Raw genomic sequence first — 13610 nt, forward strand, 5'->3', positions numbered from 1 at the left:
TATGGCCGAATGCCCTGCCAGCTGCGATGCGCTGGAAGATGGACTCAAGCGCGCCGCGCTCGATGCGGCGCCCGACGGCATCCTGCTGGTGGACCGAGGCGGCACGATCCTCATGGTCAATGCGGCCCTGGAGGCCATGTCGGGCTATAGCGCGCGCGAGCTGATCGGCCGTACGGTCAATATGCTGCTGCCGCAGGCCGAACGCCAGGCCCATGTACAGCAGATGGGGAACTACTTTGACGCCCCCTGCAGGCGCCCCATGGGCCTGGGACGCAAGCTGCGGCTGGCGCGTAAAAACGGGGAGGTGCTGCCGGTCGATATCGCTGTAGGGCATTCGCCGACGCGGGGCGGAGCGGCCGTGGCCTTTGTGCGCGACATGTCCGAGGTGCGCCAGCTCGAGGCACGCATGCACTACCAGGCCACGCACGATACGCTTACAGGCCTGTTCAACCGCTGGCAATTCGGCCAGCGGTTGGAGCAGGCCATTGTGGCGGCGGAGCGCTCGGGGGAGGTCTTTGCGCTGCTGCTGCTCGATCTCGACGACTTCAAGGCGATCAACGACGGTTATGGCCATGCGGCCGGCGACCAGGTGCTGATCGAGGTGGCCGGCCGGCTGCGCAGCGTGCTCGGCGAGGCCGGCACTCTGGGGCGCATGGGTGGCGACGAGTTCACCGTGCTGCTGCCCAGCGTCAGCCTGCCGCTGCTCACCCAGACTATCGATGCCCTGCTGCGAGTCCTTTGCCGGCCATGTCGTATCAATCACTTCGAGCTGAGCTTTGGCGCCAGCATGGGGGTAGCCATGTTTCCCGAGGATGCGCGCGACGCCGCCACGCTGATGCGCTATGCCGACATGGCCATGTATCAGGCCAAGCAGCGCGGACGCGGCCACTACGCGTTGTATGCCCGGCACATGGGCCAGGCCATGGCCGAGAAGGTGCTGCTGCATGAGCGTCTCAAGCTGGCGTTGGAGAATGACGGACTCATGCTGCATTACCAGCCGCAGGTCGATGTGGCGACCGGGCAACTGCAGGCCGTGGAAGCCTTGCTGCGCTGGCATGATGACGAGCTGGGAGCGGTTTCGCCCGACCGCTTTGTGCCCGTGGCCGAATCCACCGGGCTGATTCTCGCCCTGGGTGCCTGGGTGATTGATGCGGCCTGCCGCCAGATCGCCGCATGGGCGCATGCGGGTACGCCGCTGCGCGTGGCCGTGAACCTGTCGGCACAGCAGCTGCGCCAGAGCGATCTGGCGCAGCGACTGGAGCATAGCTTGCGAACCCATGGTGCGCCGCCCCATCTGCTCGAACTCGAGGTCACCGAATCCGCCGCCATGACCGACCCCGAGCAGGCGCGCCAGATCCTGTTCAGCCTGCAGGCACTGGGCGTGTGCGTGGTGCTCGACGACTTCGGCACGGGCTACTCGTCCCTGGCCCATCTGCGGCTGCTGCCCGTGTCCAGCATCAAGATCGACCGGGCCTTCATCGGCCCCATGCTGCACAGCGAGGCCGATGCCAAGATCGTCCAGGCGGTCATTGCCCTGGCCAAGACCCTGGGCCTGAAGGTGGTGGCCGAAGGCGTGGAGCGGCCCGGGCAGCTGCGCTGTCTGCATCGCTGGGGCTGCGATGCCTACCAGGGCTGGCTGTACTCCAAGGCCTTGCCGGCGCCGGAGATCGCGCGGCTGCGCCATGCGGCGCCAGGCTCGATAACGGTCCCATGCTGATCAGCGCGGCGCACGCCCGGCCGCGCTCAGCGCCAGCAGTGCCGGCGCATGGATTTCGCAATGCCAGCGGTCGCGCCGCAGCACGCTGTCTTGCTGGGCCAGGCTGCGCAGGCTGCGGGCAACCGTTTCGCGCGTGGTCGCGAGCAGCTCGGCCAGGATGGCATGGCTGGGCAGGCGTACGAGGCTGCTGCCCTGCACGCGTGCCAGCTGCAGCAGCGCCGCCGCGAGCTGCCCGGTCGCTCCGCGTATGCGCACGATGCGCGCCCAGTCGGCCAGTTGGGCCTGGGAGCGCGCATAGCCCGCGGCCACCGCCTGCAGCAAAGGCACATCGACCAGGCCCAGCCGTTTTATGGTCTCGATCGGCACCACGCAGGCGCGGCCCGGTGCAATGGCCTGGCAGGACAGCTGGGCCGGCTCGCCGAGCAGGGCCGCGCTGCCCAGCGTCTGCGCGCTGCCGAACAGCCCCACGGGGCGCTGCAGGCCGTCTTCGCCCTGGCGCAGCACCAGGGCCGTGCCGACCTTGATGATCTTGAGCTCTGTGGCGATGCGACCTTGCTGCAACAACAGCTCGCCCTTGTGAAAGATTTTTTCGGTGATATGTGGTTGCCACAGCCGGTGCACATCGCTCGGCAGGCGGCCTAGCAAGCAATGCAGCTCGCGGGCGCAGGTGTTGCAGCCCTTGGGGGCGCGCGTGGTAGGCATGATCATGGTGACGGGCGCGGCCGGTCGCGTGAGGATGGCCCGACGAGGTCCGCCATGCATGGGCATGCATCTGGGGCGCCGGGAGAACAGGACAGCCTAGAGCCAGGCCGCCCTAAAGGAAACTAAATGTAATTGTGTCACCGGGGTAAGTTGCCGGGCTTTGATCTAGCGCGAACAATTTGCAGTTGGATCTTGCTTTTGCCATGAGCACTGTCCGGTGCTCATGCCCTGCGTTATGCGCTTGACTAGGCCTCTGGACGATTCGGCTCAAGGAGGGGCGCCACCTGCGCTGCTGCTGTTTGCCGCAGTGATGCTAGGGTTGGGGTTTTGCGGTTATGGTTGGGCTCTGCTGCGCAGCTATTCGGCGGCGCTGGCACGCAAGACCTTCCGCTTTTCCCTGATTCATCTGCGCCTGCTGTTTGCAGCCTTGCGGGTGGATCACTACACAGCCTGACTGACCATGGACAAACGAGGTGCGCTGCGCGCATTGGGCGCGGCAACTCTGGCCTGCACGGCCGCTTTGGCATTGACTGCCTGCAACAAGAACGAGCAGCCCAAATTTCAGGGCGTGGATGTGACCGGCGCCGAATATGCCAAGGATATTCCGCTGGCCGATGTGAACGGCCGGCGCCGCAGCCTCAAGGACTTTTCCGGCAAGGTGGTGGCCGTGTTCTTTGGCTACACCCAGTGCCCCGATGTCTGCCCCACGACGCTGGGGGAGCTGGTCGAAGTCAAGCAGGCCCTGGGCGCCGACGGTGACAAGCTGCAAGCCATCTTTGTCTCGCTGGATCCGGAGCGCGATACGCCCGAGATGCTCAAGGCCTATCTGGCCAACTTCGACGACAGCTTTGTGGGCCTGCATGGCACGCCCGAAGAGATCGCGGCCGTGGCCAAGGATTTCAAGATCTTCTACAAGAAGGTGCCGGGCAAGACCGCCGGCAGCTATACGCTGGACCACTCGGCGGGCACCTATCTGTATGACCCCCAGGGTCGTTTGCGCATCTATGAGCGCTATGGTGCGGGCCCGCAGGTCCTGGCCCAGGACGTCAAGGCCCTGCTGGGCTGAAGCCCGGTTAGCAAGCATTTGCAAGTTGGGGAAACTCCTTGTCACACATTCATCTTTGATATAGCGCAAACAGATTGCTTGTTACGCTGCGCATAGTTGATGCCTTGAATCACTTGGTAGGGCCGACCGCCCGGCTGCGGAAGCCGGCGGCAGGCCTCTGATGCAGCATGAGGAGGTGCGGCACGCAGGAACGCCGGGGTGGATGCTAGGAGTGCGCATATGGGCGAGTGCCCTTTTTCCTCATTGACGGAACCCGTTTCCACCGCGGCGCTGGTCGAATGCCATAACCGGTTGGCTCAGGCCTTGTCCACCTGGGAGGCTGGAGCGGATACAAATGCTGTGCAGCTGCAGCGCTGGCTGTTGACGCAGCGCGAGCGCGACGCTCTGGATGCGGCTCCGGACGGCATTTTGCTGGTGGGGCGCGACGGCTGCATCATCGCAGCGAATGCCGCCATGCTGGCCATTTCGGGCTATGAGCGCGGTGAACTCGAGGGGCAGGGGCTGGACATCCTGCTGGCCCCGGACGTGCGCGCCACCCATGGCCACTATCTGCGCAGCTATTTTGCCCAGCCCTCGCGCCGGCCCATGGGCCTGGGCGGAGCGCTGTGGATGCAGCGCAAGCCGGGAGGCGCGATACCGGTGGACATCGCGCTAGGGTATTTCGGCCACGAGAGTCACGGGCTGGCCGTGGCTTTTGTGCGGGACGTGACCGAACTCAGCCAGATGCAGCAGCGCCTGAAGTTCCAGGCCACGCGCGACACCTTGACGGGGCTCAACAACCGCTGGCAGTTCGGCCAGGACCTGCAGGAGCAGCTCAAGATCGCCCAGGCCAATGGCGATGCGCTGGCCCTGCTGCAGCTGGATCTGGACAACTTCAAGGCCATCAACGACGGCTATGGCCATGCGGCGGGCGACCAACTGCTCAGGGAGGTGGCGCGGCGACTCAAGGCTCAGCTGCGCAGCGAAGGCATTCTGGCGCGCCTGGGTGGCGACGAATTCATGCTGCTGCTGGTGGGGGAGGGCGCGGCGCGCGCCAGGTTCTGGAGCGAGCAGATACTCGCGGCCCTGGCCATGCCTTTCAAGCATGACGGCCTGGCGCTGGACTTTGGCGCCAGCATAGGCATTGCGCTCTATCCCGACAATGCGCAGTCGGGCGACGACCTCATGCGTTTTGCCGACATGGCCATGTACAGCGCCAAGGCCCAGGGCCGGGGCAAGGCCGTGTTCTTCGAGCCCAGCATGGGCAAGGAAATGGCCGAGCGCGTGCTGCTGGCCGAACGGCTGCGCATGGCGCTAGGCTATGGCGGCCTGCAACTGCACTACCAGCCGCAGGTGGATGTGAAAACGGCCAGGGTGGTGGGCGTGGAAGCCCTGCTGCGCTGGAACGATCCCGTGCTCGGCAATGTCAGCCCGGCACGCTTCATTCCCGTGGCCGAGGCCTCGGGCCAGATCGTCGCCCTGGGCAACTATGTGCTCGATGCGGCCTGCAAGCAGATCGCGGCCTGGCTCAAGGCCGGGACGCCGCTGCGCGTGGCGGTCAATCTGTCGGCCTATCAGCTGCGCCAGGTGAATCTGGTCGAGCAGGTCGCCAGCTGTCTGCGCAGGCACGAGGTGCCGCCGCAATGGCTGGAGCTCGAGGTGACCGAATCCCAGGCCATGATCAACCCCGACCAGGGGCGCCAGGTGCTGGCCGAACTGGCCGAGCTGGGGGTCACGATTGCGCTGGACGACTTCGGTACCGGCCATTCGTCGCTGGCCTATCTGCAATACCTGCCGCTGCAGCGCGTCAAGCTGGGGCGCGAGTTCCTGCTGCCTTCGCCCTGCCGGGACCGGCTCATGGAGGGCATTGTCCACATGGCCCATGCGCTGGATCTGGAGGTGGTCGCCGAGGGCGTGGAGCAGAACGATCAGCTCCAGCTGCTGCGCGATATCGACTGCGAGTGCTTCCAGGGTTGGCTGCATTCCAGGGCCATGTCCGCCGACCAGATGCAGGCCTGGCTGGCCGTGGCTTGAGGCCCTCCAGGCCCGGAGGGGCTAGGTCGCCTAGGCGGCCTGCTGTATCCCGGCCAGCTCGCGTGCGGGAATCGGTGCTTCGCCGCTGGCCATGCGCATCAGCAGCGAATGCAGCATCTCGGTAGACAGTCCGTGCAGCACCAACCGGTAGGCCGCATACAGCGTGGACAGCGGCACCATGGGGTGCTTGTTGTTGAGCAGCACCAGATGTTCGGGCGAGGCCAGAATCTTGGCGCAGTAGATGGCGATGGTTTCGTCGAGCTGCAACGAGTTGCTGGCGCGCCAGAAGTCGTTGTCGGTCAGCAGCAGCTGGTAGACCGGCGTGTAGATTTCGATGGCGCTTTGCAGGTCCAGCAGATTCAGCCTGCCGCGCGGCATGTCCTCGAGCCTGAGATCCGGATCGTGGATCATGGAGAAGTCCGGCTCCGGCACGGCGACCAGCTGCTGCCCGTTTTCGCGCAGCGCCTTGTTCAGGCGGATCACGAAGTTGAACAGGTTCAGGTCGTGCCTGAGGAATAGCTCGTCCTTCACGTCGTCGATCTGCGTGGGCGTCAGCGGCGTGGTGCCAACCTTGGTCGGAGCGTTGGCGGCTACGAACTGCAGCACCTGCGAGCCCAGGTGGAAGTGGCGCATGATGAGCCAGTTGGCCTCGGGCGAGACGAAGTGGTTCATGCTGAAGGCCAGCAGCCGGTGCAGCAGCATGGAGTGGGCCCAGCGCTTGGGCAGAAAGATCTTGAGCGCCTGGATCACGATCATGCTCAGCCGCGCCAGCGGCCGGATGGCGGGCAGAAAGAACTGGCGCGATGCACCGCTGCAGTCGCGCAGCCAGGCGGCCTTGACCGCGTCGGGCAGGGGGGTGCTCTGGTCCAGATAGAGCGCCAGCCAGGGGTTGGGGTCGCGCTCGTCCCAGACATGGTCCTTGAACTCGTTCTTCATCGGGCCTTCCTCTTACTCGGCCAGCACATGCTGGAACTGCATCAGATACATGGCGGCGGTGTGGCGCGCCGTCTGCAAAATGGCCTGCTGGGCCGTGCCCGCGCCGTCCAGCTCCAGCGCCATCTGCACGGCCAGCAGCCAGCGCTCCAGATGGTTCTCGTCGTTGGCGCCGTGATATTCGAGAAAGCGGAAGGCGTCGGGCGGCAGCGGCAGGCTCTGGCGCAGCAGCGGCAGCAGGCTGGGCACGATGCGCTGGCCCGTGCCTTCGATGATGTAGATTGCGCCCAGCAGGCCTATGGGGTCGGGCGTGGCGGCCAGGCCGTGCAGATAGGCGTTGAGCGCTTCTCCGCCGGGGTTGCGGCGCAGTTTGGCCATATCGGTCTCGGTGCCGCCGGCCCTGAGGTAGTCGGCATGCAGGATCTTGAAGTCGTTCTGCTCGTCGCTCGCATGCAGGTCGATCAGCGAGGCCAGGGCCGCATAGTCGCCGGTCAGCGAGGCCGCGCCCTCGCGCATCCACAGGCTGCCTTCGCGCACCTGGGGAATCCAGTGGCTCATCCAGCGTACATAGTCGGTCGTTTGCAACTGGCGCGTGCGGATGCGCTGCAGCAGCGGCGTGCGCCAGACGCGCGAGCGGTAGTCCTGCCAGATGCTGGCCAGCTCGGTCAGCAGCGGCGCCAGCGCCGCGGGCGCGCGCGCCGGGTCGTGCGGTGCGGCGATGCCGGAGACATCGGGCAGCGCATCGTCGGCAATGGCTTCGGAGGCCTCGGTCCTATGAGGGAAAACCGCTGGCTGTGTTTGTGCAGCAGGCGCGTCAGCCTCCACTTCCCATAGCATGTAGCCGGCCGTGAAGCGGCCCGACTCGGGGATGAAGCACAGCAGCGTATCGCCGGCCTTGAGGCGCGCGCCTTCTTTTTCCAGGAACTCGGACAGCATGATGAAGATGGACGCCGCGCCGGTGTTGCCGCGCCAGGCCAGATTGCTCCACCAGCGCTCGCGCGGGATGGCCAGCTGGGCCTTGCCCAGCAGATCGTCGACCACGGGGATGAAGCGCTCCGACGAGTAGTGGCAGAGAAAATGGTCTATGCCGCGCTCGGGCACCCAGCCCTTGTGGGCCAGGTCCGCGTACTCATGGATGCAGACGTCGAACAGATGCGGCAGCAGGCGGATGTCCTGGCGCAGCGCCAGCGCGCCGGCGGCCTCGGCATCGCTCCAGGCGGGGAAGTCCAGATGGCTTTTGCTGCGGTCGGGCGTCATGCCCAGTTGCATGCACACGGGATAGTCGCCCGCAAAGCTGCGCAAATGGGTCCATTTGAGCTTGAGGCGCAGGCCGCCGGCCTGCGGCAAGGCCTTGGGGCCGCCCAGCAGCACGGCGCCCGCGCCGTCGGAAAGCATCCAGCGCAGAAAGTGGGCGTCGAAATCGGTGTCATAGCTTTGTGCCGCAAAGCGCGAGCGCTTGAACAGCCGCGACGGCATTTCGCTGGCCACCGACAGGGCCAGGCGGTGCGCACCGCTTTCCACGGCCATGGCGGCCGCCTGCATCGCGCCCACGCTGGCCGCGCACACGCCGTGAACCGACAGCGTTTCCATGGGCGGTGCGGCCATCTCGCCCTGGATCATGCTCGCAAAGCCGGGCATCAGCGCATCGCCGCCCGAGGAGCCGCTGGAGAGAAAGCCGATATCGGCCAGTGTCTTGCCGGCACCGTCCAGCGTGGACTGGATGGCCGAGGCCGCCATCTGCGCATTGCTGAACACGGTATGGCCCGCGTCATCGATGGCGTAGTGGCGGGTCTGGATGCCGTTTTCGGCGAGTATGCGACGCTTGATGCGCTCGGAGATGCGGTTCAGCGGGGCAACGAACGCATCCATGCCGGCGTTGTCCACCGGGGCGCCGGGCAGAAACATTCCGGCAGACTGCAGATAGACGTTCGAATAGGCAACAGGCATAAATCCTCAACAGGTTTTACTGAACAGCTTCGGGCGGCATTTGCGGCCGGGTGCGGGCTGCGGGCCGGACCAGGCCCAGCACGAACACGCGTCCCATATAGGGCAGCAGCCCGCCCTCGTTCAGCGCGGGTGTGACCCGCCGGCGGTAGATCCGGTCGTGCAGCGTGCTCAGCTCGGACCAGTGCGCATGCGGGCACTCGTGGTGTGCGGTGTGCAGGCCAATATTAAAAAGCAGGGGGTTGACCAGCCCCTCGAAGTTGCGCGCGTAGTTCAGCTCGATACCGGGAGTATTGCGCTGCGCTCTGGTCAGCGGTCTGCCGTCCGCGTGGGCATGCTGCAGATAGTTGGTGGCCAGCAGCCAGTGCAGGCCGTGGAGCTGGGGCACGATCACGAAGAGCAGCGCTTTCTGCCAGTCCAGCCAGAGAAAAAAGCCCCAGCTGGCCAGCCACAGCGCGTACTGCCCCATGCAGTAGCGGAAGGCGCCGGGCCAGTGCCGGCGCAGATTGCTCAGCCAGCGAAAGAACAGCGGGTAGAGCACCCAGGCGGCCTGCAGCGGATGGATCAGATAGCCCCAAAGGTGGTTGGTGTCGCCGCCGAACTCGGGGCGGTAGGTGCGTGCAATGTCCCTGGGGCCGTGGCGGAAGCGGTGGTGGTTGCCCACATGGGCGGGCCAGAACACAAAGGTCGGATGGCCCTGCAGCAGCGTGAGCCAGTAATCGGTGAAGCGGTTGCTCCAGCGGCCCCACCACATGCGCACATGGGTGTGGTTGTGGTGTATCACCCCCACGCCCAGCGTCAGGAACAGCTCCAGCGCATAGAGCACGAAGTGGAAGCCATGGCTCCACTGCCACCAGACCAGCAGCGGCATGAGCAGCATGTAGAACAGGGATTGCCAGTCGCGCCAGTGGCGCAGGCTGGGCAGCAGGCGCCGGCCGGGAGATTTGCGCATTCAGCGAGGACCGGAGGACTTGACCTGGGTGCGCATGATCCGGTCCATGAAGGCCAGCGAAAAGCCGTAGTTGCCGGCCGGCCGCGCATGATGCAGATGGTGGCGGCGGCTGGCGGCCAGCAGATGGCTGTCCGAGACCTTGGGGAAAAAGTCGTAGTTGGAATGGCCTATCGTGTTGAGGATCAGGCTCAGCACGGGCACCGCGGCCAGCGACCAGAAACTGAAGTCATGCACTACCATGGGCAGCAGGATGATGTTGCCCAGCATCAGCGCCTCGACGGGGTGAAAGCTGTAGGTGGACCAGGGCGTGGTCACCGTGGAGCGATGGTGATCCCCGTGATAGCGCACCAGTTGGCGCGTGTGCAGCAGGCGGTGGTTGATCCAGAAATGCACCTCGTTCCAGAGCAGCAGGGCGAGGATTTCCAGCGCGATGCGGCCGGCACCGGCCGCAGGCGCCAGATGTGCCCAGCCCAGCTTGAGGAAGCCCCAGGGCACGATCGTGCCCAGGCCGAAGACCAGGACGGAATTGAAGGACAGGCGCCGTTCGCGTTGCAGCTGATCGGGCTTGAGCGGGCGCGTATCCAGCGTCCGTCCCAGGCCGTGGTGCGCCAGCCAGCGCGTGAATGCACTCATGCCCCAGCCGCCCAGCAGATAGAGCGTGCCGAAAGAAACCAGCCCCAGTGCCATGACTTGCCAGGCATTGAGCTGTATGAACCAGGTACCAGCGTCCATGAAGGCTCCAAAAGCGGTGGCGCTGCCCTAGATAAAACAATGCGCCCAATGGCATAGCGTAAACGTATGCCTGTCGGGCGCATGATAAGGGATGCGGTAGTAGCTCTATCCGATACCCAAAGGCGTATCAATCGAGCAAGGCGGTCTTGAAACCGGGACATCCCAGACGAGAAGCACTGGGCAAGAGCCCAGGCGGCCCGCCGCCTTGCGGCGAAGCTGCGGTCTCCCCCCGGAAGAGAAGGAGCGTGCGATTACTGCGCCGTGATGTGCTGTTCGCGGATGATGGTGCCCAGGGCCTTCACATCCTGCTGGATACGGTTGTGCAGGCCTTCGGGCGAGCTGCCCACCGCCTGCCAGCCTTGCATGGCCAGCTTCTGGCGCATTTCGGGGCTGCGCACGATTTCGCTCACGGCAGCCGCGAGCTTTTCCACATGGGCCTTGGGCATGGACTTGGGTGCCGCCACGGCGTTCCAGATCTCGAGGTCGAAGTTGTTGATGCCCAGGTCCTTGAGGCTGGGCAGTCCCGGAGCCAGCGGGCTGCGGGCCGCCGAGGTCACGCCTATGCCGTGCAGCTTGCCGGCCTGGATCTGGTTCATGGCCAGCGCCGGCGGCAGCATGGACAGCTGCAGATCGCCCCCCTGGATGCCGTTGAACACCTGAGGGTAGCCTGTGTAGGGCACGTGGACGGCCTTGATGGTCGAGCGGCTCTTGAGCAGTTCCATGCCCAGATGGCCCACGGTGCCCACGCCGGGCGAGCCGTAGCTCCATTTGTCGCCGGCCTTGGCGGCCGCGTCGAGGAAAGCCTTGCCCTGGGGTGCCGAGGCCGGAGCCACCAGCACCAGCGGCGCCACACCGATCAGGCTCACGGGCTGGAGATCCTTGACCGGGTCGTAGCGCACCGCGGGGTTGAGCAGCTTGGCAATCGTCATATTGCCGTTGATCATCACGCTGAAGGTATAGGCGTCGGCCTTGGCCACATATTCGCCGGCGATATTGCCGCCCGCGCCCACGCGGTTTTCCACGATGATGGTCTGGCCCAGCTTTTTCTCCAGCGGCTCGGCCAGTGCGCGGGCCGTGAGGTCGGGGGAGGAGCCGGCGGGGAAGCCCACGATCAGGTGCAGGGGCTTGTCGGGCCAGTTGTCGGCGGCCATGGCTGCGGGGAGCGTGGCGGCGGCCAGCAATGCGGCTGCGGCGGCAGCCAGTCGGCGGCGAGACAGATTCTTCAAGGTATGGGCAGGCATGGCAGGTCTCTGGAGTCTTGTCGGTATGGATGCCGGTCGCGACGCTGGCGGCATCGCGCCGAAAAATAAAAAACCCGGAAATTATCCGGGTTTGAGGTTCAGCATTTCTGCCTTTTTAGGCGCTCAGGCGCAAGTTGGCGTTCAGGCAAACTCCGCCAGCGCTTTTTTCATCTTCTTCATGGCCGCGACCTCGATCTGGCGGATGCGCTCGGCGCTCACGCCGTACTCGGCAGCCAGCTCATGCAGCGTCATGCCGCCCGAGCCGTCATCGTTGACCTTGAGCCAGCGCTCTTCCACGATGCGACGGCTGCGCGCGTCCAGACCTTCCAGCGCCATGCTCAGGCCGTCGGTGGCCAGATGGTCGCGCTGGCGCGACTCGATCATGGCCGTGGGCTCGTGGCTGGCGTCGGCCAGATAGGCGATGGGGCCATAGGCCTGCTCGCCGTCATCGCTGGGCGAGGGGTCCAGCAGCACATCGCCACCGGCCAGGCGGGTTTCCATCTCGATGACTTCCTCGCGCTTGACGTTGAGCTTGGCCGCCATGGCGTCAATCTCGTGTGTCGTGAGGGTTTCACGCATGACGGCATCGTCGTCGGCCAGGGCCGCGTCCGACTTCATGTCATGCTTCATCGAGCGCAGATTGAAGAACAGCTTGCGCTGGGCCTTGGTGGTCGCAACCTTGACCATGCGCCAGTTCTTCAGGATGTATTCGTGGATCTCGGCCTTGATCCAGTGCATGGCGTAGCTGACCAGGCGCACGCCCTGGTCCGGGTCAAAGCGCTTGACCGCCTTCATCAGGCCCACGTTGCCTTCCTGGATCAGGTCGCCATGCGGCAGGCCATAGCCCAGGTACTGGCGGGAAATGGAGACCACCAGGCGCAGATGGGACATCACCAGACGCCCGGCGGCGTCCAGATCGTTGTTCTCTTTGAGTTTGCGTGCGTATTCCTGCTCTTCCTCTAGGGTGAGCATGGGCAGACGGTTCACGGCCGAGATATAGGCATCCAGGTTGCCCAGCGGTGGTACCAGAGCCCAAGGGTTCGCGGGTGCCAGGGCAGTAGCAATGGAGCCGGAGGCAGATTTCATTGCAGATTTCCTTTCTTCCATGATCTTCATGTTAGCACTCCATTAGAAGGAGTGCTAAAGACAAAGTTCCCGAGGATTTGTCGCTGCTCAATAGTGTGCGATCTCCGTGTAAACCCTTGGTAAACAAAGGCTTTTGTCGATTCTTCTTGAGTTTTGTACTTTTCTCACTCAGTGTTGTACTCATTTGCGAACCATTTTTTAATTTAAATCATTGATTTAGCTGAATAATTTTGGTTATTGGATAGTTCTCACTATCCTGATTTGCTATGTTTTTAAGCAAAATCGCTCAAAAAAGTCGAACTTATTAACGTGTTATTTTGTTCGTGAGCCAATCCGTCTGGGATCAATGGCTGCGCTCGCTCATGGAAGCCTTGGCTGGTGCCGCAATGCTGGATCTGCAACTGAAGTCATTCACCTTTTGAATTCCACGCCTAACTCAGCACGGTTCGGGGAGCACTGCAGGGGGTGTTTCGGAGGAAGCCGCTCCAGTGCGGCGATGTGGCTTCAGGGGGCATCCTGTACACCTGGGTCCAGTTGCCGAGCAGGTGAATCAGCTCAGTCCGTGAGAACAAAGTTCGTCGAGCAGCAGACTCTAAATTCGGCACTGACGGTCATTACCTCAGAGGGTTGCGTGTAGACGTAGGTGGGTCTGGAAGCCACACCACATGCACAACTGAGGGCCGCTCGCCCTCTCCGCTGTAGCGGGTTAAACAGTCATGAAGCTGGTCACAGGCTGCAATAGGCTGGCTGCTGTCAGCCAACTCAGCATGGTCAATGGCTGCTCCCACCCAAAGCTGTCATTGCACGGAGTCTTCCTAGCAGGTCCTCTCTACACCTCATAGCTGTCGCTGGAGTGTTATTAAGGCCAAGTGACCGCTTTTGCATGCGTTGAAGTGGTGCTGTCGAATACGAAGGGACTTTCCTAGCCCAGCGCTGGTGCGCGAAGTTCAGCATGGATGCCCGGAAGTCCTATCGGATTCGACTGGAGAATGCCATGACTGAGCTGACCTATGGGCCCATCGTGCGAGTGGGCGTTGATCTTTCCAAGCGGTTCTACCAAGTGCACGCGGTGGATCAGTGGGGCCACCGGGTACTGGCCAAATCCCTGTCTCCCGAGCGCTTTTATGCGTGGGCCACCACTCTGCCACAAGGCTGCCTGGTGGTCACCGAAGCCTGCGGCGGCTCGCACCATGTGGCAAGGCAGTTGCAGGCCATCGGTCTGGA

At 64.0% G+C, this 13610-nt stretch carries 10 protein-coding genes and 2 pseudogenes; 5 read left to right on the plus strand and 7 right to left on the minus strand.

Translation table 11 applies throughout. The annotated features are described in order from the left end of the window. Position 1: 1 nt before the first annotated feature. Positions 2-1717, plus strand: coding sequence for a putative bifunctional diguanylate cyclase/phosphodiesterase (locus tag AB6724_RS11235; protein WP_369338603.1), 1716 nt, complete (start codon positions 2-4; stop codon positions 1715-1717). On the opposite strand, the gene AB6724_RS11240 is transcribed toward AB6724_RS11235, so the two are convergent. Then, on the minus strand, positions 1718-2425 hold the full coding sequence (locus tag AB6724_RS11240) for a Crp/Fnr family transcriptional regulator (protein ID WP_369338604.1): 708 nt from the start codon (positions 2423-2425) through the stop codon (positions 1718-1720). 283 nt (positions 2426-2708) lie between these two features. Here AB6724_RS11240 and AB6724_RS11245 point away from each other — a divergent pair. The 3 genes and pseudogenes from AB6724_RS11245 to AB6724_RS11255 form a co-directional block, all read left to right on the plus strand. Then, a pseudogene (locus AB6724_RS11245) lies at positions 2709-2873 on the plus strand (heme o synthase); the annotation flags it as partial. A 6-nt stretch (positions 2874-2879) separates the two neighbouring features. Continuing rightward, positions 2880-3485: an SCO family protein gene (locus tag AB6724_RS11250; RefSeq protein WP_369338605.1), complete on the plus strand. Its 606-nt coding sequence runs from the start codon at positions 2880-2882 to the stop codon at positions 3483-3485. A gap of 219 nt (positions 3486-3704) precedes the next feature. Beyond that, positions 3705-5498: a putative bifunctional diguanylate cyclase/phosphodiesterase gene (locus AB6724_RS11255; RefSeq protein WP_369338606.1), complete on the plus strand. Its 1794-nt coding sequence runs from the start codon at positions 3705-3707 to the stop codon at positions 5496-5498. A 30-nt stretch (positions 5499-5528) separates the two neighbouring features. On the opposite strand, the gene AB6724_RS11260 is transcribed toward AB6724_RS11255, so the two are convergent. The 6 genes from AB6724_RS11260 to rpoH all read right to left on the minus strand — a co-directional run bounded on the left by AB6724_RS11260 (position 5529) and on the right by rpoH (position 12386). After that, positions 5529-6434 (minus strand): DUF6999 family protein, encoded by a 906-nt coding sequence (locus tag AB6724_RS11260; protein ID WP_369338607.1) that lies wholly within the window; start codon positions 6432-6434, stop codon positions 5529-5531. A gap of 12 nt (positions 6435-6446) precedes the next feature. Next, complete coding sequence (locus AB6724_RS11265; protein WP_369338608.1) at positions 6447-8378, minus strand: iron-containing redox enzyme family protein; 1932 nt, start codon at positions 8376-8378, stop codon at positions 6447-6449. Between the two features lie 16 nt (positions 8379-8394). After that, positions 8395-9327 (minus strand): fatty acid desaturase, encoded by a 933-nt coding sequence (locus AB6724_RS11270; RefSeq protein ID WP_369338609.1) that lies wholly within the window; start codon positions 9325-9327, stop codon positions 8395-8397. Beyond that, positions 9328-10059 (minus strand): sterol desaturase family protein, encoded by a 732-nt coding sequence (locus tag AB6724_RS11275; protein WP_369338610.1) that lies wholly within the window; start codon positions 10057-10059, stop codon positions 9328-9330. A 251-nt stretch (positions 10060-10310) separates the two neighbouring features. Beyond that, positions 10311-11300, minus strand: coding sequence for a Bug family tripartite tricarboxylate transporter substrate binding protein (locus tag AB6724_RS11280; protein WP_369338611.1), 990 nt, complete (start codon positions 11298-11300; stop codon positions 10311-10313). 141 nt (positions 11301-11441) lie between these two features. Beyond that, a complete protein-coding gene (gene rpoH / locus AB6724_RS11285) occupies positions 11442-12386 on the minus strand; it encodes an RNA polymerase sigma factor RpoH (RefSeq protein WP_369338612.1) in 945 nt (314 codons plus the stop codon). A gap of 994 nt (positions 12387-13380) precedes the next feature. Between rpoH and AB6724_RS11290 the strand changes: the two are divergent. Next, positions 13381-13610 (plus strand): annotated as a pseudogene (locus AB6724_RS11290) (IS110 family transposase); the annotation flags it as partial.

The sequence above is a fragment of the Comamonas guangdongensis genome, assembly GCF_041079535.1.
Classification (GTDB): domain Bacteria; phylum Pseudomonadota; class Gammaproteobacteria; order Burkholderiales; family Burkholderiaceae_C; genus Comamonas; species Comamonas guangdongensis.